This is a genomic window from Marinobacter santoriniensis NKSG1 (assembly GCF_000347775.1).
Taxonomy (GTDB): domain Bacteria; phylum Pseudomonadota; class Gammaproteobacteria; order Pseudomonadales; family Oleiphilaceae; genus Marinobacter; species Marinobacter santoriniensis.
On the sequence record NZ_APAT01000022.1, the window covers coordinates 263,962 to 285,936 of the forward strand.

The 21,975-nt window shown below is 61.2% G+C and carries 22 protein-coding genes; 18 read left to right on the top strand and 4 right to left on the bottom strand.

Annotated elements, in window-relative coordinates; translation table 11 throughout:
* Positions 1-18: 18 nt before the first annotated feature.
* From nuoI to nuoN, 6 genes are read left to right on the top strand one after another with little or no spacing between them, the layout of a single operon-like run.
* A complete protein-coding gene (nuoI, locus tag MSNKSG1_RS15330; RefSeq protein WP_008940203.1) occupies positions 19-588 on the top strand; it encodes an NADH-quinone oxidoreductase subunit NuoI in 570 nt (189 codons plus the stop codon).
* 18 nt (positions 589-606) lie between these two features.
* Positions 607-1,125 (top strand): NADH-quinone oxidoreductase subunit J, encoded by a 519-nt coding sequence (gene nuoJ, locus MSNKSG1_RS15335; RefSeq protein ID WP_008940204.1) that lies wholly within the window; start codon positions 607-609, stop codon positions 1,123-1,125.
* Positions 1,125-1,433 carry an NADH-quinone oxidoreductase subunit NuoK gene (nuoK, locus tag MSNKSG1_RS15340; RefSeq protein ID WP_008940205.1) on the top strand — a complete coding sequence of 103 codons (309 nt, stop codon included), beginning with the start codon at positions 1,125-1,127 and terminating at the stop codon, positions 1,431-1,433. The genes nuoJ and nuoK overlap by 1 nt, the downstream gene beginning before the upstream one ends.
* A complete protein-coding gene (gene nuoL, locus MSNKSG1_RS15345) occupies positions 1,430-3,304 on the top strand; it encodes an NADH-quinone oxidoreductase subunit L (RefSeq protein WP_008940206.1) in 1,875 nt (624 codons plus the stop codon). The genes nuoK and nuoL overlap by 4 nt, the downstream gene beginning before the upstream one ends.
* Complete coding sequence (nuoM, locus tag MSNKSG1_RS15350; protein ID WP_008940207.1) at positions 3,301-4,830, top strand: NADH-quinone oxidoreductase subunit M; 1,530 nt, start codon at positions 3,301-3,303, stop codon at positions 4,828-4,830. The genes nuoL and nuoM overlap by 4 nt, the downstream gene beginning before the upstream one ends.
* A complete protein-coding gene (nuoN, locus tag MSNKSG1_RS15355) occupies positions 4,830-6,263 on the top strand; it encodes an NADH-quinone oxidoreductase subunit NuoN (RefSeq protein ID WP_008940208.1) in 1,434 nt (477 codons plus the stop codon). Before nuoM ends, nuoN begins: the two co-directional genes overlap by 1 nt.
* Here the strand turns inward: nuoN and MSNKSG1_RS15360 are convergent.
* Entirely contained in the window at positions 6,260-7,570 is a 1,311-nt protein-coding gene (locus tag MSNKSG1_RS15360; RefSeq protein WP_008940209.1) for an NAD(P)/FAD-dependent oxidoreductase, read from the bottom strand. The two genes, nuoN and MSNKSG1_RS15360, sit on opposite strands and share 4 nt — an antisense overlap.
* Positions 7,571-7,829: 259 nt before the next feature.
* Here MSNKSG1_RS15360 and MSNKSG1_RS15365 point away from each other — a divergent pair, with 259 nt between their 5' ends.
* Complete coding sequence (locus tag MSNKSG1_RS15365) at positions 7,830-8,390, top strand: LOG family protein (RefSeq protein ID WP_008940210.1); 561 nt, start codon at positions 7,830-7,832, stop codon at positions 8,388-8,390.
* A 1-nt stretch (position 8,391) separates the two neighbouring features.
* On the opposite strand, the gene MSNKSG1_RS15370 is transcribed toward MSNKSG1_RS15365, so the two are convergent.
* Entirely contained in the window at positions 8,392-8,823 is a 432-nt protein-coding gene (locus tag MSNKSG1_RS15370; RefSeq protein ID WP_008940211.1) for an ankyrin repeat domain-containing protein, read from the bottom strand.
* Positions 8,824-9,007: 184 nt separating this feature from the next.
* Between MSNKSG1_RS15370 and MSNKSG1_RS15375 the strand changes: the two genes are divergently transcribed.
* Together MSNKSG1_RS15375 and MSNKSG1_RS15380 are read left to right on the top strand one after the other, a co-directional pair.
* Positions 9,008-9,637, top strand: a complete 630-nt coding sequence (locus MSNKSG1_RS15375) for a YbhB/YbcL family Raf kinase inhibitor-like protein (protein ID WP_008940212.1) — start codon at positions 9,008-9,010, stop codon at positions 9,635-9,637.
* A 491-nt stretch (positions 9,638-10,128) separates the two neighbouring features.
* The gene (locus tag MSNKSG1_RS15380; RefSeq protein ID WP_008940213.1) at positions 10,129-11,001 is read left to right on the top strand and encodes an MFS transporter; all 873 of its coding nucleotides are present in this window, start codon (positions 10,129-10,131) and stop codon (positions 10,999-11,001) included.
* Positions 11,002-11,041: 40 nt separating this feature from the next.
* On the opposite strand, the gene MSNKSG1_RS15385 is transcribed toward MSNKSG1_RS15380, so the two are convergent.
* Positions 11,042-12,118: a substrate-binding domain-containing protein gene (locus MSNKSG1_RS15385; protein WP_008940214.1), complete on the bottom strand. Its 1,077-nt coding sequence runs from the start codon at positions 12,116-12,118 to the stop codon at positions 11,042-11,044.
* A gap of 82 nt (positions 12,119-12,200) precedes the next feature.
* On the opposite strand from MSNKSG1_RS15385, the gene MSNKSG1_RS15390 reads away from it, so the two are divergent.
* The 7 genes from MSNKSG1_RS15390 (at position 12,201) to MSNKSG1_RS15420 (ending at position 19,788) form a co-directional block, all read left to right on the top strand.
* Entirely contained in the window at positions 12,201-12,737 is a 537-nt protein-coding gene (locus MSNKSG1_RS15390) for a formate dehydrogenase subunit gamma (RefSeq protein ID WP_008940215.1), read from the top strand.
* 11 nt (positions 12,738-12,748) lie between these two features.
* Positions 12,749-14,293: a formate dehydrogenase beta subunit gene (locus MSNKSG1_RS15395; protein ID WP_008940216.1), complete on the top strand. Its 1,545-nt coding sequence runs from the start codon at positions 12,749-12,751 to the stop codon at positions 14,291-14,293.
* 22 nt (positions 14,294-14,315) lie between these two features.
* Positions 14,316-17,216, top strand: a complete 2,901-nt coding sequence (gene fdhF / locus MSNKSG1_RS15400; protein WP_008940217.1) for a formate dehydrogenase subunit alpha — start codon at positions 14,316-14,318, stop codon at positions 17,214-17,216.
* On the top strand, positions 17,197-18,084 hold the full coding sequence (fdhD, locus tag MSNKSG1_RS15405; protein ID WP_008940218.1) for a formate dehydrogenase accessory sulfurtransferase FdhD: 888 nt from the start codon (positions 17,197-17,199) through the stop codon (positions 18,082-18,084). The genes fdhF and fdhD overlap by 20 nt, the downstream gene beginning before the upstream one ends.
* Positions 18,077-18,310, top strand: a complete 234-nt coding sequence (locus MSNKSG1_RS15410) for a formate dehydrogenase subunit delta (protein WP_008940219.1) — start codon at positions 18,077-18,079, stop codon at positions 18,308-18,310. Before fdhD ends, MSNKSG1_RS15410 begins: the two co-directional genes overlap by 8 nt.
* Positions 18,311-18,404: 94 nt before the next feature.
* Positions 18,405-19,256 carry a UDP-2,3-diacylglucosamine diphosphatase gene (locus tag MSNKSG1_RS15415; RefSeq protein ID WP_008940220.1) on the top strand — a complete coding sequence of 284 codons (852 nt, stop codon included), beginning with the start codon at positions 18,405-18,407 and terminating at the stop codon, positions 19,254-19,256.
* Positions 19,257-19,338: 82 nt separating this feature from the next.
* The gene (locus MSNKSG1_RS15420; RefSeq protein WP_008940221.1) at positions 19,339-19,788 is read left to right on the top strand and encodes a DUF302 domain-containing protein; all 450 of its coding nucleotides are present in this window, start codon (positions 19,339-19,341) and stop codon (positions 19,786-19,788) included.
* A 60-nt stretch (positions 19,789-19,848) separates the two neighbouring features.
* Here MSNKSG1_RS15420 and MSNKSG1_RS15425 read toward each other — a convergent pair whose 3' ends face one another.
* Positions 19,849-20,448 carry a TetR/AcrR family transcriptional regulator gene (locus MSNKSG1_RS15425; protein ID WP_040886971.1) on the bottom strand — a complete coding sequence of 200 codons (600 nt, stop codon included), beginning with the start codon at positions 20,446-20,448 and terminating at the stop codon, positions 19,849-19,851.
* 111 nt (positions 20,449-20,559) lie between these two features.
* Here MSNKSG1_RS15425 and MSNKSG1_RS15430 point away from each other — a divergent pair, with 111 nt between their 5' ends.
* Entirely contained in the window at positions 20,560-21,114 is a 555-nt protein-coding gene (locus MSNKSG1_RS15430) for a carboxymuconolactone decarboxylase family protein (RefSeq protein WP_008940223.1), read from the top strand.
* A 90-nt stretch (positions 21,115-21,204) separates the two neighbouring features.
* Positions 21,205-21,897, top strand: a complete 693-nt coding sequence (locus MSNKSG1_RS15435; protein WP_008940224.1) for a TVP38/TMEM64 family protein — start codon at positions 21,205-21,207, stop codon at positions 21,895-21,897.
* The last annotated feature ends 78 nt before the right edge of the window (positions 21,898-21,975 follow it).

Here is a 21,975-nt window from a genome sequence, read left to right on the forward strand (position 1 = left end):
TCCGAGGAGGACCCTGGTATGGAGAAGGAAAAGGTCCCGTTCATCAAATCGGTGTTGTGGCTGGTGCCCGCGACCTGGAGCCAGTTGCGGACCCTGGGCATGGTCTTCATGCACAGTTTCCGCAAACGGGAGACGTTGAACTACCCGGACGAAGAGGTCTACCTGCCGCCCCGCTACCGGGGCCGGATCGTGTTGACCCGGGATCCGGATGGCGAGGAACGCTGTGTGGCCTGCAACCTCTGTGCGGTGGCCTGCCCGGTGGACTGTATTTCCCTGCAGAAGGGGGAACAGGAGGACGGCCGCTGGTACCCGGAATTCTTCCGCATCAATTTCTCCCGATGCATCTTCTGCGGCATGTGCGAGGAGGCCTGCCCCACCTCGGCGATCCAGTTGACGCCGGATTTCGAGATGGGCGAGTACGATCGCCAGCAGCTGGTGTATGAGAAAGAGGACCTGCTGATCAACGGGCCGGGCAAGGACCACGACTACCACTTCTACAAGGTGGCGGGCATGGCCATTGGCGGCAAGGACAAGGGACAGGCGCTGAATGAGGAGCAACCGGTGGACGTGCGTTCGCTGTTGCCGTAGATCCGGAGGAGAGGCCCTATGGAGCTGGCATTTTATCTCAGTGGCCTGGTCGCGGTACTGGCCACACTGGGTGTGATCACTGGCCGGAACCCGGTGCACGCCGTTGTCTACCTGATTGTCTCGCTGATCGCGGTGGCGATGGTGTTTTTCGCGCTCGGCGCACCGTTCGCCGGCGCCCTGGAAATCATCGTCTATGCCGGGGCGATCATGGTGCTGTTCGTGTTCGTGGTGATGATGCTCAACATCGGGCCGGACCAGGACAGCGACCACACCGGCTGGCGCCATCCCCGACTCTGGATCGGGCCCTCGGTGCTGGCGGCGGTGTTGCTGGCGGTCATGATCACCCTGCTGGTGCGGGGCGACATGGCGGGGGCCATTGATGGGGAGCTGCTCGCGGCAAGGTCGGTGGGGCTGACACTGTTCGGTCCCTGGCTGGTGGTCGTCGAACTGGCGGCGCTGTTACTGCTGGGTGCCCTGATCTCGGCCTCCCATGTCGGGCGTCGTTCAAATCCGTTGCGGAACAGGAGTGGAGGCTGATGACAGGCATTCCGGTGGAACACGGTCTGATTCTGGCGGCCATACTGTTTGTGCTGGGTCTGGTCGGGTTGATGCGGCACCGCAATATGCTGTTCGTGCTGATCAGCCTTGAGGTGATGCTGAATGCGGCCGGGCTGGCCTTTGTGGTAGGGGCCACCGCCTGGGGCCAGCCCGAGGGCCAGGCCATGTTCCTGCTGGTGATCACGCTGGCTGCCGCGGAAGCAGCGGTTGGTCTGGCGCTGATGATCCAGCTGTTCCAGCGGGCGCGGTCCCTGAATCTGGATCTGGTCAGCAGGATGCGCGGATGATGGATCTTCCTGTCACCCTGTCGTTTATCTGTCCCCTGATCGGTACCCTGGTGCTGGCGCTTTCCAGCGGTCGACTGGGGCCGCGCGTCAGTTCCCTGATTGGCGTGGTCAGCATTGGGCTGGCGGCGCTGGCGACGGCGTGGACCATCTCCCTGTATGTCGCCGGGGATGGCGCTGTGCGATTTACCCTCTGGACCTGGATTCAGGCGGGCGCCTTCAAGCCCACGATCGGGCTGTCGGTGGATGGGCTGGCCCTGGTCATGATGGCGGTCATTACCGGCGTCGGCTTTTTTATTCACCTGTTTGCCGCCTGGTACATGGCTGGTGACGACGGTGTTACCCGCTTTTACGCCTGGATGAACCTGTTTGTCTTCAGCATGCTGATCCTGGTGCTGGCGGATAACCTGATGCTGCTGTTCCTGGGATGGGAAGGTGTCGGGTTGTGCAGTTATCTGCTGATTGGCTATTACTACCAGGACAGTGCCAATGGCCGAGCCGCGTTCAAGGCGTTCCTGGTGACGCGGGTAGGCGACCTGCTGCTGGCGCTGGGGCTGTTCCTCCTCTTCAACGAGCTGGGTACCCTGGATATCCAGCAGGTGATGGCGCGGGCCGCCGAGGCCTGGTCCGTGGGGGATCCCACTGCGACCGTTGCTGCGTTGCTGATCCTCGGCGGGGCGCTGGGCAAATCCGCCCAGGTACCGCTGCATACCTGGCTACCGGACGCCATGGCTGGCCCGACCCCGGTGTCGGCACTGATCCATGCGGCTACCATGGTAACCGCCGGCGTCTATCTGATTGCACGACTGAACGGCCTGTTCCTGCTGGCACCGCAAGTGCTCTGGCTGGTTGGCGTGATCGGCGCAGTGTCGCTATTACTGGCGGCGTTTGCCGCTCTGGCCCAGACCGATATCAAACGGGTATTGGCTTTTTCCACCATGAGCCAGATCGGCTACATGTTCCTGGCGCTGGGTGCCGGTGCGTTTGATGCCGCCATCTTCCATCTGGTGACCCATGCTTTCTTCAAGGCGCTGTTGTTCCTGTCCGCCGGCGCCGTGATCACCAGTTGCCACCACGAGCAGGACATGGCGAGGCTGGGTGGCCTCAGAAAACGTCTGCCGCTGGCCTATGCCGGGTTCCTGGTGGGCGGGTCGGCGCTGGTGGCACTGCCGCTGGTAACCGCCGGTTTCTACAGTAAGGATGAAATCCTCTGGCAGGCGATGGCATCGGGTCACCAGGGCTTTCTGCTGGCGGGCCTGCTGGGTGCTTTCCTGACCTGTCTTTATACGGTGCGACTGATTGTCGGCACCTTCCATGGCGACTACGGCAGCGATAACGCCCGTCACGCCGAGCAGGGCAGTAATCCGCTGACACACCATCTGCCCCTGGTGGTTCTGGCAGGGTTGTCCACGGCGCTGGGAGCCTGGCTATATCCGCATCTGGATGACCTGTTCCCGGCTCCGCCCGGCGCCAGTGCCGAGACCGGCCATACCCTGCTTCAGACCCTGGCCACCGGCACCGTGATTGCCGGCCTGGCGGTCGCGGCCTGGCTGTTTCTGGCCCGTCGCCGCTGGCTTCAGCAGCAGGCCTCCCGAGGGGTGGGGGCCCTGTTATGGCGTATCTGGCATCAGGCCTGGGGCGTGGATGTCTTCTACGACCGGCTGCTGGTGAAACCTTGGCTGTTTCTGGTGCGCGTGCTCAGACATGACGTTGTCAACATGGCCATGAACCTTCCGGCGCTGCTTTCACGGATCCTGAACGGCGGGCTTGTGCGTGCCCAGAATGGCCGGATTCGCAGCTACGCGACGGTCATGGTACTCGGGGCCACGATTATTCTGTTGGCCCTGGTGCTGTTTCCGGGGGGTGCCGCATGATCCTGGTCTGGCTGATTCTGATTCCCTTTCTGGGCGGTCTGTTGTGCTGGCAGGCCGATCGTTGGGGCCATCATGCCCCGCGCTGGATTGCCCTGGCGACCATGCTGTTTGTGCTCGGTATCAGCCTCTGGGTGTGGGTTACCAGCGACTTTGCCCTTCCCGGAAGTGGTCAGGACCACTGGGTCCTGGAATGGCGGACGGGCTGGATTCCCCGCTTTGGCATCGACGTACACCTTGCCATGGATGGCCTGTCACTGATCCTGGTGGCGCTCACCGGCTTTCTTGGCACCCTGGCGGTGCTGTGTTCGTGGCATGAAATCAGTGATCGTATCGGCTTTTTTCACCTGAACCTGCTCTGGATACTTGGCGGCGTCGTGGGGGTGTTCCTGTCGCTGGATCTGTTTGTGTTTTTCCTGTTCTGGGAAATGATGCTGGTGCCCATGTATTTCCTCATCGCACTCTGGGGGCACAGTGGCTCCGCAGGACAGACCCGGATCCGGGCCGCCACCCGGTTTTTTATCTATACCCAGGCCAGCGGCCTGCTGATGCTGGTGGCGATTCTCGCGCTGGCGTACATCCATTTCGGTAACACCGGTGAGTGGTCGTTCAACTATTTCGTGCTCCGGGAGGCCGAGATCCCCGACGCCATCGCGCCCTGGCTGATGCTGGGATTCTTTGTTGCGTTTGCCGTCAAATTGCCGGTGGTTCCGCTCCATGGCTGGTTGCCCGACGCACATACCCAGGCTCCGACGGCGGGCAGTGTGGATCTGGCCGGTATACTGCTTAAAACCGCGGCCTACGGGATGCTGCGTTTCGGCGTGCCCCTGTTCCCGGCAGAGTCCCAGGCCTTTGCACCGGTGGCCATGGCCCTTGGCCTGTTCAGTATCGTGTATGGTGCGGTGCTCGCCTGTGGTCAGCAGGACATGAAGCGGTTGATTGCCTACACCAGTATTTCCCACATGGGCTTTGTGCTGATTGCCATCTACTCCGGGTCGGAACTCGCGGTTCAGGGCGCGATAGTGCTGATGGTGGCGCACGCTTTCTCTTCGGCGGGCCTGTTTATCCTGAGCGGACAGATCTACGAGCGCCTCCATACCCGCGATATGCGCCTGATGGGCGGGCTATGGGGGCGTCTGCCCATCCTGCCCGGCCTTACCCTCTGCTTTGTTGCCGCCTCCCTCGGGATGCCGGCAACGGCCAATTTTGTCGGAGAGTTCATGATCATGTTCGGGACCTTTCAGACTGCGCCGGTGGTGGTGATCATCGCCAGCAGCGGGCTGGTACTCTCGGCCATCTATTCCCTGTTACTGATGCAGCGAGTCTACTTCGGGCCCGTTTACCGGCAGGGCGCGCTGCCGGGCCCGGATTGGCGGGAGTATTTCATGATGCTGGTCCTGCTGGCCCTGGTCCTCCTGGTCGGCCTTTATCCCCAGCCTCTTCTGGACACGACCGCAGGCCTGTCCGGAACCATTGCCGACCTGTTTGCCGGCATCAGCCCCGTGGACGTTTTCGGGGAGGTACGTTAATGCTGGCGGCCAGAGAACTTTTTTCCATACTGCCCCTGATCGTCGTTGGCTCGACCGCTGTACTGCTCATGCTGGTCATTGCCTGGCAGCGGCACCACACGGCCACGGCCCTTATCTCGAGTGCCGGGTTGATTGTCGGTCTGCTGTGCCTGCCGGCGGAGTCAATGTTGGCCGGATCGCCTCCCCTGATGCAGGTGGATGGGCTGGCAATTATCGCGGGCGCCCTGATCCTGCTCTCGGCCCTGGTGACGGTGATACTGAGCCATCAGTACCTCGTCGGTTATATCGGTCCCAAAGAGGAGTTCTACCTGCTACTGCTGTGCGCGACCTCGGGTGCTCTGGCCCTGGTGGCCGCCGATCATCTGGCCATGCTGTTTATCGGCCTGGAACTGCTGTCCATGCCCCTTTATGGCATGCTGGCCTACAGTTTCCGGGCGGAGCGGTCGCTGGAAGCCGGCATGAAGTACTTGCTGCTTTCAGCCACAGCAACGGCGTTTCTCCTGTTTGGCATGGCCCTGATTTATGCCCGGACCGGCACCCTGGATCTGGGCGGGGTAACCGGAGCGATGGTTCGCGCATCGGATGCCTGGATGCTCGCTGGCGCTGCCCTGATAGTCGTCGGATTGGGCTTCAAACTTTCCGTTGTGCCCTTCCACCTCTGGACGCCGGATGTCTACCAGGGCGGTCCGGCACCGGCCACCATTTTCCTGGCCACTGTCAGCAAGCTGGCCGTGTTTGTGGTGTTATTGCGACTGGCATTGGCTGCGCCGGTGTTTCAGAGTGAGTGGATGCAAACCGTTATCACGGTGCTCGCGTTGCTGACCATGCTGGGCGGCAATCTGCTCGCCCTGTTTCAGGCCAACCTGAAACGTCTCCTGGGGTATTCATCCGTTGCCCACTTCGGTTACCTGCTGGTGGCAATCGTCGCCGGCAACGCCCTTGCGATCGAGACCACGGGGGTTTACCTGGTGACCTACCTGATCACAACGCTGGCGGCCTTCGGTGTGGTGACGATGGTGTCCAGCCCCTTCGGAGGCGAGGATGCCGACGCGCTGCCACTTTATCGCGGGCTCTTCTGGCGCCGGCCCTATCTGGCAGCGGTCATGACCGTCAGCTTCCTGTCACTGGCGGGTATCCCGCTGACGGCCGGGTTCATCGGCAAGTTCTACGTGATCGCCCTGGGGGTTTCCGAGAGTCGCTGGTGGCTGGTTGGCGGGATTGTCGCAGGCAGTGCCATCGGCCTGTACTACTACCTGCGAGTGATGGTGACGCTTTACCTTCCCGAACCCGGCATGCCGCGCCGTGATGCGGCTCACGACTGGGGCAGCCGGGTCGGGGGGCTGACGCTGATCGCCGTGGCTCTTGCGATTCTCGTGCTCGGTGTCTATCCGACCCCGATGATCGACTGGATCCAGCAGCTGAGCGTCGGTTAGTGCAGTTTGAGCCTTGGATGCATGGCCCGGCTGATCCGGTCCATGAGCCAGATAATACCGGTCCGGATCATGCCGTGCAGGGCGACCTGGTGCATCCGGTAGAGCGAGAGGTAAAACAGCCTCGCCACCTTGCCCTCAATGTACATGCTACGCCCGGACAGGTTGCCCATCAGGTTGCCGACGGTGGTGTAGCGACTGAAATTGATCAGTGAGCCGTGGTCGTTGTAGACGAACGGCACCGCCTCTTTACCTTCCAGACGATTGCAGAGGGTCTTGTAGAGTGCGTCAGCCTGCTGGTGCGCGGCCTGCGCCCTGGGAGGCACGGGGCGCTCCGACTCCGGTTGCGGACAGGCCGCGCAATCCCCGAAGGCAAAGATGTCCGCATCCTGTGTGGTCTGAAGGGTCTGTTCGACCACCAGCTGATTGCCGCGGTTCACTTCCAGGCCATCGAGATCACTGAGAAAGGCGGGGGCCTTGATGCCGGCGGCCCAGATGGTCATCTCGGAGGGCAGCTCTGTGCCATCCTTCATGACCACGCTGTTTTCCCGGACCTCACTCACCGGCTGGCCTGCCAGTACCTTCACATACTGGCGTTCCAGTTCCCGGGTCGCAGCGGAGGATAAACGGCCGGGCAGGGCCGGAAGAATACGATCCGCCGCCTCGATCACGGAAATGGACACATCGGACGCCTGCAGGTGGTTCATTCCGTAAACCGGCAGTTCCCGGGACGCGAGTCGCAGCTCAGCCGCCAGTTCCACGCCGGTGGCTCCGGCGCCGATGATACTGATATTCAAGGCGTGATCTTTGCCCTGCATGGCCTCGTGGTTCTTGCGCAGGAAGGCATTCAGCATCAGATTATGGAAACGCCGGGCCTGCCGGAGGCTGTCGAGGAACAGGCAGTGTTCCTGGGCGCCGGGCGTGCCGAAATCATTGGCGGTGCTGCCAACGGCGATCACCAGGGTGTCATAGCTGATGCGGCGCTCGGGCACCACCTCCTGGCCTTCGTCATCGTGGAACGCGTCAATGATGACCTCTTTGCACTCCCGATCAAGCCCCCCCATCCGTCCCAGCTGGAACTCGTAATGGTGTTTGCGAGCGTGGGCCCGGTAATTGATTTCATTGGCGTTGGCGTCCAGTGAACCCGAGGCTACCTCGTGCAGCAGGGGTTTCCAGACGTGGGTCAGGCTGGCGTCGACCAGGGTAACTCGCGCCTTGCGCTTCTTACCCAGTCTGTTGCCGAGGCTGGTGACCAGTTCCAGGCCGCCGGCACCACCACCGACCACCACGATGTGATGAAGGTTACTCATACTTGTCGGACCTTTGGAAATGAAGAGAGCCAAGGGCTCTGGCACCGGAAAGCACTTGGCTGTCCTCACTGTGAAGGCGACCGACAAAGGTAGGGGGCTAACGCTGTGTGGAGCATAGTAACGCGGTGCCGGGAAAAAGAACAATTGGACGGAAGTCCCGGATGACCTGTGCCAACGGAGGGCGCCGATGCCGATCAGTGGCCGGTCATGATAGAGTCCGGAATAACCGAATTGGCGTTGTAACCGTTGGGGAGACTTCATGAAAATCGCCGTCTACTGTGGTTCCAGAATAGGGAACGATCCGGTTTACGCGGATGGCACCCGGGCGCTGGGTAAGCAATTTGCCGAGGCCGGCATTGACGTGGTGTTCGGGGGTGGGCATGTCGGCCTGATGGGCGTCGTGGCGGATGCGGTTCTGGAGCACGGCGGCCGGGTCTATGGCGTCATACCGGAAGCCTTGCGGGATCGTGAACTGGCCCATGACCGGCTCACCGAATTGCACGTGGTGAGCGACATGCACCAGCGAAAGGCCCGGATGGCGGAGCTGGCCGATGGCTTCCTGGCCCTGCCGGGGGGGATCGGTACGCTGGAAGAGCTGTTTGAAGCCTGGACCTGGGGCCAGCTTGGATTTCACCACAAACCCTGCGGTATCTATAACCTTGCCGGCTTCTACGACCCGTTGCTCGCCCAGGCCGACACCATGTCCCGGGCTGGCTTCCTCAATCGCGAGTACATTGACATGATTGTGCAGGCGGACACTCCGGAAGCGGTGATCGAGGCCTTCCGGAATTACGTTCCGCCCCACGAGAAATGGACCTGACTCAACCCCGCAGTGCTGCCGCTGCCTCCAGGGCGCCTTCCTGATTGGCCAACTCCAGCGCGGTCCGGCCGTTCCTGTCCCGGGTATCGGCATCGGCGCCGGCCTTGAGCAGGCGGGCAATGATGCTGACCCGGTTGGCCCGTGCGGCCACCATGAGGGGCGTCTGTCCCCGATTGTTACGGTGGTCAACGGCGGCCCCCATTTCCAGCAGAAGCTCTACCGTGTCGGCCTGACCGTGTTCAGACGCCAGCATCAGTAGGCTGTCTCCGTCGCTGGTTCGTATGTCCACCGGCAAGCCGGCCTGCAGGAGCGGGCGAAGCATTGTGGACCCGCCGTTCCGGGCCAGATCGAACATCCCCTGCGCCAGGGCAATGGCATCCTCATCCTGCTGGGTTTCCGGTGGGCGCGGGCTGCCCGGTGTCTTGCTGCTCATCGTGACCTCGGTGCTGGTGTGCGTGTCGGCCTGTGGGCCGGGAAACGGTATCGGCGGCTTGCTGCCGATCTGGACAGGAGGCCGATACCACTGTTAAAACCGTTTTAACACAGATCCGGTGGCGAGTGTGTGCTGCTGCCGGCCAGAAGCCAACGATCAACCACCATCGACAGGAGACACGATCGTGAAACTGCAGGTTCGAGGTATTGAGGAAGGCCAGCCGATTCCGGAGAAATTCGCATTCGGCGTATTCAGTGAACAGGACCACATGAGTTTCGGACGCAACCGGAATCCTGAAATTACCTGGGAAGACGCGCCCGAGGGCACAAAGAGTTTTGTGGTCATGATGTTCGATCCGGACGTGCCCAGTGTCGCGGATGACGTAAACCAGGAGGGCAAGACCGTGTCCGCCGATTTGCCGCGGGTCGACTTTTTCCACTGGTTGCTGGTGGACATTCCGGCCAGTGTGCACCGGATTCCCGAGGGTGAGGACAGTGACGGCGTAACCCCGAAAGGCAAAGCGTTCGGACCGGGCCCCATCGGCATCCGGGGTGTCAACAACTACACCCAGTTCCTTGCCGGCAACCCTGACATGGTCGGCACCTATGCCGGTTATGACGGCCCCTGCCCGCCCTGGAACGATGAAATTATCCATCACTACCACTACGAGGTACATGCACTGGATGTGGAAAGCCTCGGACTGGATGGCGAGTTTGATGGCAATGCCGTGCGCGAAGCCATGGCAGGCCATGTTCTGGACAGTGCCCGGGTAACCGGAACCTACACGCTGAATCCGGAACTTCGGGAATCGTGATGGTTTAATGATAGCGAAATGCTATTTCGCCTATAGCCGGAGACTTTCGTCTGGAGGGTTTCCGGTTCCTCAGTCTGCCCCCTTCACCGCCGCACCCCAGATATGACAAGGAGTTGATGCGCCTTATGGCTTTCTGATCGAAATACGATCAGAAAATAAGAATAATGTTTCATAATACTTTCCGCTAGTTGTCCGAATACCCTCTCTACAATCAAATCCCAAGACGTCGATGCCAAAAATTGACTTATCTCAAATATGTTCATGTGATCATATTTGGTTGGTCCGGCGATTATCCACAACGGCAACACTTACAACAACAAGATGAGGTACGTTTATGGATGGAGTAACGGGCGATCGCGTCTACGAGGGGGGCGGCGCACAGCGCAAGCCCGGCCTTCTGGACCGCGAAAACACAATAGCAGGCCCCAATTTCAATCGATGGCTGGAAGCCCAGCGGCTGGCAGCCGACGGAGGCGGACACCTCCAACGAAATGATCACCATGGGCCATGTCCACCTGAGACAGGCCTGGCGCACCAAACAGTTCTGGCTGATCTGGAGTGTGCTGTTCCTGAATGTGACCGCCGGTATTGCGGTGATCTCCATGGCCAGCCCGATGCTACAGGATGTATTTGGTGGTGCCCTGGTCGGGCTTGAGGATGCCTCAGCCGCGCTCACGGCGTCCCAGAAGGCGGCCGTGGCAGCCGCGGCCGCCGGTCTGGTGGGGCTGATCAGTCTGTTCAACAGTGTCGGGCGCCTGTTCTGGGCCTCCCTGTCGGACAAGATCGGCCGCAAGAACACCTACTACACCTTCTTCGTGCTCGGGATCATCGTCTACTGTCTGCTGCCGACCTGGGGCCACATGGGTGCACCGGGACTGTTCGTAATCTCCATCTGCATCATTCTGAGCATGTACGGCGGCGGGTTCGCCACGGTGCCGGCCTATCTGGCCGACATTTTCGGTACCCAGATGGTGGGCGCAATCCATGGCCGTCTGCTGACCGCCTGGTCCGCCGCGGGCCTGGTCGGACCGGTGATCATCACCCTCTTGCGTGAAGCCCAGCTGGATGCCGGCGTCGAACGGGCGCTGGTGTATGACCGCACGCTCTACATCATGGCGGGCCTGCTGCTGGTCGGCCTGATCTGCAACAGTCTGGTCAAGCCGGTGCACAAATCCCTGCACATGGATGAAGAGGAGCTGGCCCGTGAGCGGGCATTGCAGCACGACACCCACATCTCGGCCAACGCCGAGACGGCGGCCCGTGGCCGGTTCGGCCCCCTGGGCGTTGTCTGCTGGCTGGCAGTGGGTGTGCCGTTCCTGATCGGACTCTACATCGCTATCGCCAAGGCGGCGGCGTTGTTCTGATCGGCGAACTTGCCCCGGCCGGCATCGGCCGGGCGGGGCATCAACCGTCCTCGGCGATCAGTTGCTCGAAAGTGATGACCTCGCCGGGGTGGTCCGGATCGTAACCGGGCACCTGATGGATCCGATCGACAAAGGCCGTCGAGCGCATCAGCCCGAGCAGGTGTTGCAGATTGGGGTCGTCCAGGCGGTCTTTCCGGCACAGCAGCAGATAGTGCTCGGAGACAACCTCGACAAAATCCAGGTTGAACTGGTGGGCAGCCGCCTCGACACCGAAGCCGACGTCGGCCATGCCCGAGGCCACGAACGCAGCGACCGCCGTATGGGTCAGTTCCTGCTGTGGCATGCGATTGATGGCATCTTCGGAAAAGCCCGCCTGCTCCAGCAGGAGATTGAACAGGAGACGGGTGCCGGAGTAGCGGTCACGGCCGATGAACCGGGCCTGGGTGGTAACCAGGTCCTCAAAGCTGGCGACCTCGGGGGACAGCCCGCTGCGCATCATCAGGCCTTCCCGTCGGGTGACGAAGCGAATCAGCCGGAATTCATGGCGGCTCAGGTGGTGCCGGTAGTGCTCAAGCACTCTCTCAGCCAGCGCCGGCTGGGTGGGGAAGTGGAAGCTGGCAATGTCGCAGTCCCCCCGATTGAGGGCCGACAGTGCCTCTTCGGGGTTGCGGTACTGGAGATTGATTTCGACGGTGTCGGAGAACTCCGGGAGCAGGGCGACGGCATAACCATGGCTGGCATGAAGCCTCAGCACGCGATGGGTGCCGGCGAGGATCTGCTGGATCTGGTCGTTGAACTCGGAGGCCATGCTGTCGATCTGGGGGCCCAGTCGGGCTTTCACTCGCTGCTCGGCCCAGAGCAGCTTTTCCCCCAGCGGGGTGAGCTGGGTGCCATGGCCCTTCTGCATATGGACCAGCGGCATGCCGAACACATCGGTGCCGCGATTGAGCAGGTTCCAGGCGTGCCGGTAGGACACGTTTGCGGCCCGTGCAGCGTCGGTCAGTTTGCCGGTTTCCCGGATGCTGTCGAGCAGACGGAAGAGCACCGGTTCGAACCAGTCGCCGTCGTCGGTCTGAAAGACCCAGGCGGGCGACAGAGTGAGCTTCTTTTTATGCATGCGGATTCATATTCCGTGGGCGTTGCGGGAGTGCTAGCTTGGCTATAGCACTGTAGCAGAACAAAAACAGGTAGGAATAGTGATGCATATGTCAGCGCAGAGTAACCCAGCCTCGAATCAGGACAGCCTGCCCGGTTCCGCGGAATGGACCCCTGACATGATCCAGGCGATTGTGGCGGATCTCAAACACAAGCCCGGTGCCCTGCTTCCCATTCTGCATGCCATCCAGGATCGGGTCGGCCACATTCCGGAAGGTGCCGTGCCGATCATTGCCGAAGGCCTGCAGCAGACCCGGGCTGACATCCACGGTGTCATCAGTTTCTACCATCATTTCCGCACCCAGCCGGCCGGCAGCCATGTGCTGCAGGTGTGTCGGGCAGAAGCCTGCCAGTCCATGGGCAGCCGGGCCCTGGAGGCACACATCCGGAATCGCCTGGGGGTGGACTATCACCAGACTACTTCCGATCGCGAGTTCACCCTGGAACCGGTCTATTGCCTGGGTAACTGTGCCTGTGCGCCGTCCATCCGGGTGAACGATCGCATTCATGGGCGGGTGACGCCGGAGAAGTTTGACCGGCTGGCGGAACAACTGACCACCTCGACACTCGAACTCAAATAAGCGCGGGAGAGATGACCATGGCAACCCGAATTTACGTGCCCTGCGACACCACTGCGCTCTCCCTTGGCGCCGATGATGTGGCCACACTGATTGAACGCCATGCGAGGGAGCTCGGTGTCGATATCACGCTTGTCCGGAACGGCTCCCGGGGCCTGTTCTGGCTGGAACCGCTGGTGGAAGTGGACACCGGAACCGGTCGGGTCGCCTACGGTCCGGTGGAGCCGGAGGATGTGGCGGGCCTGGTCGAGGCCGGGATGCTGGAAGCGCGGCCCGAGCACGAAAAATACCTGGGCAATATCGAGGACCACCCTTACCTGAAACGCCAGCAACGGCTGACGTTCGCCCGCATCGGCCTGACCGATCCGCTGTCCATCGACGATTACCGGTCCCATGCAGGGTTTGACGGACTGGAGAAGGCGTTGAATCTGGAACCCCAGGGCATCGTCGAGGAGGTCAAGGCCTCTGGCCTGCGCGGCCGTGGCGGTGCTGCGTTTCCCACCGGGATCAAGTGGCAGACCGTACACGATGAGCCCTGGCAGCAGCAGAAGTACATCGTCTGTAACGCCGACGAAGGCGACTCCGGCACCTTTGCCGACCGGCTGGTGATGGAATGCGATCCGTTCATGCTGATCGAAGGCATGACCATTGCCGGCCTGGCTGTGGGGGCCACCCGGGGATTTATCTACCTGCGCTCCGAGTACCCGGTGGCGCATCGGATACTCGACGAGGCCATCCGCCGGGCCGAAGCCGATGGCTATCTGGGTGAGGACGTCCGGGGCAGTGGTCGCGCTTTCCATCTGGAAGTCCGGCTGGCGGCGGGCGCCTATATCTGTGGCGAGGAAACATCGATGCTCGAAAGCCTGGAAGGCAAGCGGGGGCTGGTGCGTGCCAAGCCGCCGTTGCCGGCGATCAAGGGACTGTTCGGGCAGCCGACAGTGGTCAACAACGTACTGTCCTTTGCCGCGGTGCCCTTCATCCTGTCCCGGGGCGGACAGGCGTATGCCGATTACGGCATGGGCAAGTCCCGGGGCACCCTGCCCATCCAGCTGGCCGGCAATATCCGGCGCGGCGGACTGATTGAACTCGCCTTTGGCGTGACCCTGCGGGACATCCTGGAGGATTTTGGTGGTGGCACCTTTAGCGGTCGCCCGATGAAAGCGGTTCAGGTGGGTGGCCCATTGATGGCCTATATGCCAGAAAGTCAGTGGGATACCCCGATGGATTACGAGGCCTTCGCGGCCCTTGGCGCCGGCATCGGCCACGGGGGCGTGGTGGCGTTTGATGACACCGTCGACATGGGCGAACAGGCCCGGTTTGCCATGGAATTCTGTACCGTCGAATCCTGCGGAAAGTGTACCCCCTGCCGCATCGGTTCCGTGCGTGGCGTGGAGGTGATCGACCGCATCCGGGCCGGTGAAAACACCGACGCCAACCTGGTTCTGCTGGAAGACCTGTGCGAGACCATGGTCGATGGCTCGCTCTGCGCCATGGGCGGCATGACGCCGTTCCCGGTCCAGAGCGTGATGAAACATTTCCCGGACGACCTGACGGCCTGACCGAATCGAGTGGAGGCACGATATGTTGCAATATTTTGACCCCGGCAAGAGCGGCCTGAATCCCGACATCGATTACGGGACGCCGCCGAGCTCATCCGAAACCCTGGTCAGCGTGTCCATCGACGGCACCGACATCAGCGTACCCGAGGGCACCTCGGTGCTGCGGGCGGCCGCATTGGCGGGCATCACCATTCCCAAACTCTGTGCCTCGGACAACCTGGAGGCCTTCGGTTCCTGCCGCATGTGCGCCGTGGAAATCGAGGGCCGGCGGGGGTATCCGGCCTCCTGCACCACGCCCGTGGCGGAGGGCATGGCGGTCACCACCCAGAATGGCAAGCTGGCAAAGCTCCGGCGGAATATCATGGAGCTCTATATCTCCGACCATCCGCTGGACTGCCTGACCTGCCCGGCCAACGGCAACTGCGAACTGCAGGACGTCGCCGGTGCTGTTGGGCTGCGGGAAGTCCGTTACGGCTTCGAGGGCGAGAATCACCTGGATGCCGAAGTGGACGACTCCAATCCCTATTTCAGCTTCGATCCGAGCAAGTGCATCGTCTGTTCCCGGTGCGTCCGTGCCTGCGAGGAAGTTCAGGGGACCTTTGCCCTGACCATCGAGGGCCGTGGCTTCGAATCGAAAGTATCGGCTGGCCAGAGCGAGCCGTTCATGGATTCCGAGTGCGTGTCCTGCGGCGCCTGCGTTCAGGCCTGCCCGACCTCGACACTGATGGAAAAGAGCGTGATCGACGCCGGCCAGCCGGAGCACAGCGTGGTGACTACCTGCGCCTACTGTGGCGTGGGCTGCTCGTTCAAGGCGGAAATGAAAGGCGACCAACTGGTGCGCATGGTGCCTTACAAGGGGGGCGACGCCAATCATGGCCACTCCTGCGTGAAGGGCCGCTTTGCCTTCGGGTACGCCACCCACAAGGATCGCATCCGCGAACCGATGATCCGGGATTCCATCAACGAACCCTGGCGCACCGTGTCCTGGGACGAGGCCATCGGTTTTGCCGCTAAGCGGCTCAAGGACACCCAGGCGAAGTATGGCCGCGAGAGCATTGGCGGCATTACCTCGTCCCGCTGCACCAACGAGGAAACCTATCTGGTGCAGAAACTCATCCGGGCCGCGTTCGGCAACAACAACACCGATACCTGTGCCCGGGTCTGCCATTCCCCCACCGGTTTCGGCCTGAAAACCACCATTGGCGAATCGGCCGGGACCCAGACCTTTGACTCGGTGATGAAGGCGGACACCATCGTGGTGATCGGCGCCAACCCCACGGACGCTCACCCGGTGTTCGGTTCCCAGATGCGTCGGCGTCTGCGCCAGGGGGCGAAGCTGATCGTCATCGATCCACGTCGGATCGACCTGCTGAAAACACCCCACGGCAGCGAAGGCATCCACCTGCCGCTTCGGCCCGGCACCAACGTCGCCATGGTGAATGCCCTGGCGCACGTCATCGTGACCGAGGGGCTGGAGGACAAGGCGTTTATCGAGAGCCGTTGCGAGCCGGACCAGTACCGGGCATGGCGCGACTTCATCGTCGAGGAGCGCAACTCGCCGGAGGCCATGGAAGCAGTCACCGGTGTGCCGGCAGAACTGGTACGCAAGGCCGCACGGATCTATGGTGAAGCGCGCAACGGTGCCATCTATTACGGCCTGGGAGTCACCGAGCACAGCCAGGGCTCGACCATGGTAATGGGTATCGCCAACCTCGCCATGGCGACCGGCAACCTGGGTCGCGAGGGCGTGGGCGTCAATCCGCTGCGGGGCCAGAACAACGTCCAAGGCTCCTGCGACATGGGCTCTTTCCCCCACGAACTGCCGGGATACCAGCACGTTGGCGATCCGAATGTGCGCGAGCGCTTCGAGGGTGACTGGGGCGTGTCCATCGACCCCGAGCCGGGGCTGCGGATTCCCAATATGTTCGACGCGGCCATTGCCGGTACCTTCAAGGCCATGTATGTGCAGGGTGAGGACATTGCCCAATCGGACCCCAACACCCAGCATGTGGAAGCGGCGCTGACGTCGCTGGACTGCCTGATCGTGCAGGATATCTTCCTGAACGAGACCGCCAAATACGCCCATGTGCTGTTGCCGGGCTCCACTTTCCTCGAGAAGAACGGCACCTTCACCAACGCCGAACGCCGCATCAACCGGGTTCGCAAGGTCATGGCGCCGGTGGCCGGCATGGAGGACTGGGAAGTCACCATGGCACTGTCCAATGCACTGGGCTACCCGATGCACTACCAGCATCCATCGGAGATCATGGACGAGATTGCCCGTCTCACGCCCACCTTCACCGGCGTGAGCTACGACAAGCTCGACCGTTTGGGCAGCATCCAGTGGCCCTGCAACGAGGAGCACCCGGACGGTACCCCGACCATGCATGTGCTCGATTTCCCCATTGGCCGGGGCAAGTTTGCCGTCACCGAGTACGTGGCCAGTGAGGAGAAGACCAACCGGAAGTTCCCGCTGCTGCTGACCACCGGCCGCATCCTGAGCCAGTACAACGTTGGCGCCCAGACCCGCCGGACGGAGAACAGCCGCTGGCACGAAGAGGACGTACTGGAGATCCACCCCAGCGATGCCGAGCTTCGCGGTATCCACGACGGCGACTGGCTGGGGATTTCCAGCCGGGTGGGCCGGACCGTACTGCGGGCGAAAGTCAGTGACCGGATGCTGCCGGGCGTGGTCTACACCACCTTCCACCATCCCGGCAGCGGTGCCAACGTGATTACCACCGACAGCTCCGACTGGGCCACCAACTGCCCGGAATACAAGGTGACGGCGGTACAGGTGGAGAAAGTGACCCAGCCGTCGGAGTGGCAGCGCCACTTCCAACAGTTCGACCAACGTCAGCAGGAACTGCTGACGCCGGCAGAGGCCGGAACGGAGACATCCGATGCCACGGCCATCAAGTAGTCCGGCGGCTGCCGCAACGGTGACCCTGGCCTCCGGCCCGGATCATCGTCCGCCGGCGAGCTGTGAGGTTCCGGTAAACGTGTACGGTGGTATCCGGCCGGCGTCGGGCCTGGACCGGGTGGCCGAGGAAGTGCCCGTGGCGATGGTCTACAACGGTATTTCCCACGCGGTGATGATGGCCTCGCCCTGTGACCTGGAAGATTTCGCCCTGGGTTTCAGCCTGACCGAGGGCATTCTGGACCGGCCGGACCAGCTGTTCGGCCTGGACATGTACGCCCGTGAGGATGGTATTTCCGTTGAGATGCACATTGCCGGTGACTGTTTCGCACGACTGCGGGAACAGCGACGCAACATGACCGGTCGCACCGGTTGCGGTCTTTGCGGTACCGAATCCCTGGCGCACGCGATCCGTCCCATCGGGAGGGTGCCCGCGGGACCGGCTCCGGACGACGCGGCTGTCCAGCGGGCTTTGAAAAATCTGCGTTGTTATCAGCCCCTGCAGGAGCAGACCGGTGCCACCCATGGTGCCGCCTGGTGCGACAACGAGGGCCGGATACACCAGGCCCGGGAAGATGTAGGGCGGCACAACGCCCTGGATAAGCTGATCGGGGCGCGTATCCGGGACCACGGCCCCACGGCGTTCGACAACGGTTTTGTCCTGGTGTCCAGCCGCGCCAGCTTCGAAATGGTGCACAAGAGTGCCAGTGTCGGCGTGCGGACACTGGTGGCGGTATCCGCAGCCACCGCCCTGGCGATCCGGGAAGCCGACAAGGCGGGGATGACCCTGATCGGCTTTGCCCGCCCGGGTCGGCACGTGCGCTACAACCGCGGCGACGAGTTTCCTGTCGAGGAGAGCATTGATGAGTGACCAGCAACTCCAGAACCTGATCAAGATGATCAACCAGATCAGTATCAATAACCTCCATCATGGCGATGAGGACAAGGCCGCGGATGTCGTCGCCACCCACATCCGGAAATTCTGGGCCCGGAGCATGAAACAGCAGATCATCGATTACGCTGAGTCCGATGGCATCGAGTTGTCGGCGGTCTCCCGGCTTGCCGTCAAACGCCTGGCCGAACCCCAGGAAGCCTGAACCGGTCATCAAACTGTCGCCCGCCTGTCACCTCCCGGTCACCCGTCTTTGCCATGGTGGCTTTGTCCGGATTGGTTGAGTGGCGGGAGGCGACATGCGTAACTACCGGAGCGTATTCATTTCCGATGTCCATCTGGGAACGGCCGATTGCCAGGCCGACTACCTGCTGGATTTCCTCCACAAGGTCCGGTGCGACACCCTGTATCTGGTGGGCGACATTGTCGACCTGATCGCCATGCAGCGTCGCGCCCATTTCCCCGAAACCCACCGCAAGGTCATCCATCGGCTGGTGGATCTGGCGGCCTCGGGTACCCGGGTGGTGTACATTCCCGGCAACCATGACGAATTCTTCCGCCGTTTCTGCGGCCAGACCCTGTCCGGCATCGAGATACGGGAAAAAGCGGTGCACACCACCGCCGACGGTCGCCAGTTCCTGGTATGTCACGGTGACCAGTTTGACCAGGTGGTCCGCTGCAGTCCGCTGATGCTGCTCGTGGGCGATCGGGCCCATGGCCTGTTGCTGCGGGTTAACCGGTGGTTCAACGCCCTGCGTCGGTTACAGGGCAAGCCCTACTGGTCCCTGGCGGCCTGGGTGAAAAGCCGGATCGGACGCGCCCGTACCTTTATCCGGCGCTTCGAACTGGCGGCCCTGACCGTGGCCGAGCGGGGCCACTACGACGGCTTCATTTGCGGCCACATCCATTCGGCGGGCTTTCTGCGCAGCGACGACGCGCTCTACTGTAACGATGGCGATTGGGTGGAGCATTGCACCGCCCTCACTGAGCGGGAGGACGGCCGGCTGGAGTTACTGCACTGGTCGGAGTGCCCGAGCGTGCTGGCCGCCGAGCCTGCCGGGCCACATCCGGATGTCTGTGGTGAGGATCGGCCCGCCGTTGATGTTTTGCCCTCCCGCTTTGTGGAGCAGGTGAATCAGTTGACTGGCTGATGTATCGGGTTACGCGGTGGAATCTCGGGAATGGATCAACTAGTCTGAATTCAGGACATTACGAAAACTCGAGGAGCTCTCCATGATCGTGCGAATTTTTCTGACAGTGCTGCTCATGGTGATTGGCCTTTCTGCCAGTGCCTCAGATGGGCTGGTTTCCGTAAAGAGCCCGCATACGGTGTCTGTAACCATGGACCGGTTGGAGGCCCTTGTGAAGGATCGGGGGCTTAAAGTCTTCGCCAGGATCGATCATGCCGCCGGTGCACGCAGCATTGATCAATCGCTGCGTCCGACGCAGTTGCTGATCTTTGGCAATCCCAAGGGAGGAACCCCGTTCATGCAGTGTGCCCAGACGGTCGGGATCGACCTGCCCTTGAAGGCCCTGGCGTGGGAAGACGATGCCGGTCAGGTATGGCTCGGCTACAACAATCCCATCTGGCTGGCAAAACGGCACAGCGTTCCGGACTGTCCGGTGGCGGAGAAGCTGGCCAGTGCTTTAAACGACCTCGTCCAGTTCACGGTTGCACCCTAGTGTCCGGTGATCTGATCAACCTACGCAGTAGGTCAGCGAAATAGCGAAACGGGATACTGCTCAGGCGCGATAGGCATCCAGAATTTGCGCCATATCCTCGCCCAGGCCTACGAGCTCCTCGTCAGGAAGATTTCGTTCTGCGATTGAGCGCAGCCCCATGATCTGGCTCTGCAGGAGTCGGGCTAGGCGGTCGGGCTTGGTGCGCTCCTTCAGTTCCCCCCGTTCCTTCGCTTGCTCAAGCAACTCTTCGAAGGACTGTTCGATTGCTTTGAGAATTGCCTGCGCCTGTTCCGATAATCCCGCGTGAATGTTGCTGGACTCAAGCAGGGTTTTGACGATGAGACAGGCACGAGAAGGGGCGACGCCCTTTTGGGTGCAGCTTACGGCGATATTGCGAAGATAGTCCTGGAGGCCGTCGACGATGGAATCGTAATCGGCCATATGTTCTGCCAGTTCCGATCCGCCGGCTGCGGCGTAGCGAGTCAGTGCCTCCAGGTATAGGCCATCTTTGCTGCCAAAGGTTGCGTAGATACTGCCAGGCCGCATATCCAGGGCCTCTTCGATCTGCTTCATTGAACTGCCATGGTAGCCCTTTTCCCAAAACAGGCTGATGGCGCGAGAAAGGGCGGACTCCCGATCATAGGCTGGGCGTCTGGGCATCGTTTCACCATCCATCTTGTCTTGAATATTTGTTCAATTATAACTTGAATGACCATTCAAAAACAGATAGGGTTTCGTTGTTGAGCAAACATTCATGAATGGAGAGTGATTATGGCCGATTTCAGGTTGCACGATATTGACTCTGCTCCGGAAGGCGCGAAGCCTTTTCTGGAGAATTCGCAGAAGAATTTTGGCATGATTCCGAGTCTGCATGCGGTGATGGCCGAATCGCCTCAGGTACTGGAGGCCTATCAGAAGCTGCACCAGCTGGTTCTGGACAGTAGTTTCGATAATGAAGAGAAGACTGTGGTCTGGCAGACCATCAATGTCGAGAATGCCTGTCATTACTGTGTGCCGGCACATACCGGTATCGCCAAGGCGATGAAGGTGTCCGACGACATTATTGAGCCGTTGCGCAACGAAACACCACTGCCAAACGAAAAGCTTGAAGCGCTGCGCGACTTTACCCTGGCGGTGATGCGCAAACGGGGCAACGTGAGCCAGGAGGATCTGGATGCATTCTTCAAGGCGGGCTATGAGCATCGGCAGGTTTTGGAAGTCATCATGACACTGTCACAAAAAACCATAAGTAACTATATCAACCATATCGCCGAAACACCGGTTGATGAGCCGTTCAAGAAGTTTGCCTGGAGTAAGAATCGGTAAAATGCAGATACAGGCCATGTGGTTCATTCCAGATGGCCTGCCTGCAAGCCTGTACCTTCCCCATACCCAGGTGACGGGTAAAATACCCTGATGACCCGTTCACAGTGGCTTTTCCGTCTTTTCTTCCTGGCGATCGTCGCGTTACTGATGGTCGCTATCTGGTTGCTCCTTCGACAGCTGGGCATGCCAGCCAGCCTTGCACCGACCGCCCTGTCAGAGTGGCTGATACGTCAAGGTATGCTTGGGCCTCTGCTCCTGATGTTGATGATGATCCTTGCTGTTGTCGTCGGGCCGATTCCCACGCTGCCTATCAGTGCCGCCGCCGGCCTGGTCTATGGGATGTTCACCGGTACTGCTATTGCCGTAGTCGGCGCCCTCGCCGGGGCCCTTATTGCCTTTTACCTGGCCCGCATTCTTGGACGCGAGGCCGTGCAGCGCAAGCTGGCCCACAACCCGGTATTTTCAGCCCGGGGCTCCCAGCGCTTTTTATTTGTTGCTGTGCTTTTAACCCGGCTGATTCCTCTGTTCTCCTTCGCTCTGATCAGTTATGCAGCGGGCGTCACGGCTATAAGGGGCTGGCGTTATGCGCTGGCGACCGCTGTGGGCATGCTGCCAATGACGTTTGTGTTTGCCGGACTGGGCCAGAGTTTCGAACTCAGCCCTGTACTTACGGTGGTTGCCGCAGTAACCATCCTGATAGTCATGAGTACCCTGCCACTCTACCTCCGTCGACGTCCCCACTCCCGATTGTCCCAATGGCTGCACCTGGATGGCCATATCTGAAAGTCTTTCGTGCCGCCATTTAAAGAAGACCTTCTGCCGCTGTAACAACCCCGGGACCACAGTGTCTTCAGAAAGGAC

Coding starts and splice junctions, on each gene's coding strand:
- MSNKSG1_RS15395 (WP_008940216.1), top strand. CDS start 12,749: ATGACCATGGCAACCCGAATTTACGTGCCCTGCGACACCACTGCGCTC.
- MSNKSG1_RS15420 (WP_008940221.1), top strand. CDS start 19,339: ATGATCGTGCGAATTTTTCTGACAGTGCTGCTCATGGTGATTGGCCTT.
- MSNKSG1_RS15365 (WP_008940210.1), top strand. CDS start 7,830: ATGAAAATCGCCGTCTACTGTGGTTCCAGAATAGGGAACGATCCGGTT.
- MSNKSG1_RS15370 (WP_008940211.1), bottom strand. CDS start 8,823: ATGAGCAGCAAGACACCGGGCAGCCCGCGCCCACCGGAAACCCAGCAG.
- nuoL (WP_008940206.1), top strand. CDS start 1,430: ATGATGGATCTTCCTGTCACCCTGTCGTTTATCTGTCCCCTGATCGGT.
- MSNKSG1_RS15380 (WP_008940213.1), top strand. CDS start 10,129: ATGATCACCATGGGCCATGTCCACCTGAGACAGGCCTGGCGCACCAAA.
- nuoK (WP_008940205.1), top strand. CDS start 1,125: ATGACAGGCATTCCGGTGGAACACGGTCTGATTCTGGCGGCCATACTG.
- MSNKSG1_RS15385 (WP_008940214.1), bottom strand. CDS start 12,118: ATGCATAAAAAGAAGCTCACTCTGTCGCCCGCCTGGGTCTTTCAGACC.
- MSNKSG1_RS15425 (WP_040886971.1), bottom strand. CDS start 20,448: ATGCCCAGACGCCCAGCCTATGATCGGGAGTCCGCCCTTTCTCGCGCC.
- nuoJ (WP_008940204.1), top strand. CDS start 607: ATGGAGCTGGCATTTTATCTCAGTGGCCTGGTCGCGGTACTGGCCACA.
- MSNKSG1_RS15410 (WP_008940219.1), top strand. CDS start 18,077: ATGAGTGACCAGCAACTCCAGAACCTGATCAAGATGATCAACCAGATC.
- MSNKSG1_RS15415 (WP_008940220.1), top strand. CDS start 18,405: ATGCGTAACTACCGGAGCGTATTCATTTCCGATGTCCATCTGGGAACG.
- fdhD (WP_008940218.1), top strand. CDS start 17,197: ATGCCACGGCCATCAAGTAGTCCGGCGGCTGCCGCAACGGTGACCCTG.
- nuoN (WP_008940208.1), top strand. CDS start 4,830: ATGCTGGCGGCCAGAGAACTTTTTTCCATACTGCCCCTGATCGTCGTT.
- nuoM (WP_008940207.1), top strand. CDS start 3,301: ATGATCCTGGTCTGGCTGATTCTGATTCCCTTTCTGGGCGGTCTGTTG.
- nuoI (WP_008940203.1), top strand. CDS start 19: ATGGAGAAGGAAAAGGTCCCGTTCATCAAATCGGTGTTGTGGCTGGTG.
- MSNKSG1_RS15360 (WP_008940209.1), bottom strand. CDS start 7,570: ATGAGTAACCTTCATCACATCGTGGTGGTCGGTGGTGGTGCCGGCGGC.
- MSNKSG1_RS15390 (WP_008940215.1), top strand. CDS start 12,201: ATGCATATGTCAGCGCAGAGTAACCCAGCCTCGAATCAGGACAGCCTG.
- fdhF (WP_008940217.1), top strand. CDS start 14,316: ATGTTGCAATATTTTGACCCCGGCAAGAGCGGCCTGAATCCCGACATC.
- MSNKSG1_RS15430 (WP_008940223.1), top strand. CDS start 20,560: ATGGCCGATTTCAGGTTGCACGATATTGACTCTGCTCCGGAAGGCGCG.
- MSNKSG1_RS15435 (WP_008940224.1), top strand. CDS start 21,205: ATGACCCGTTCACAGTGGCTTTTCCGTCTTTTCTTCCTGGCGATCGTC.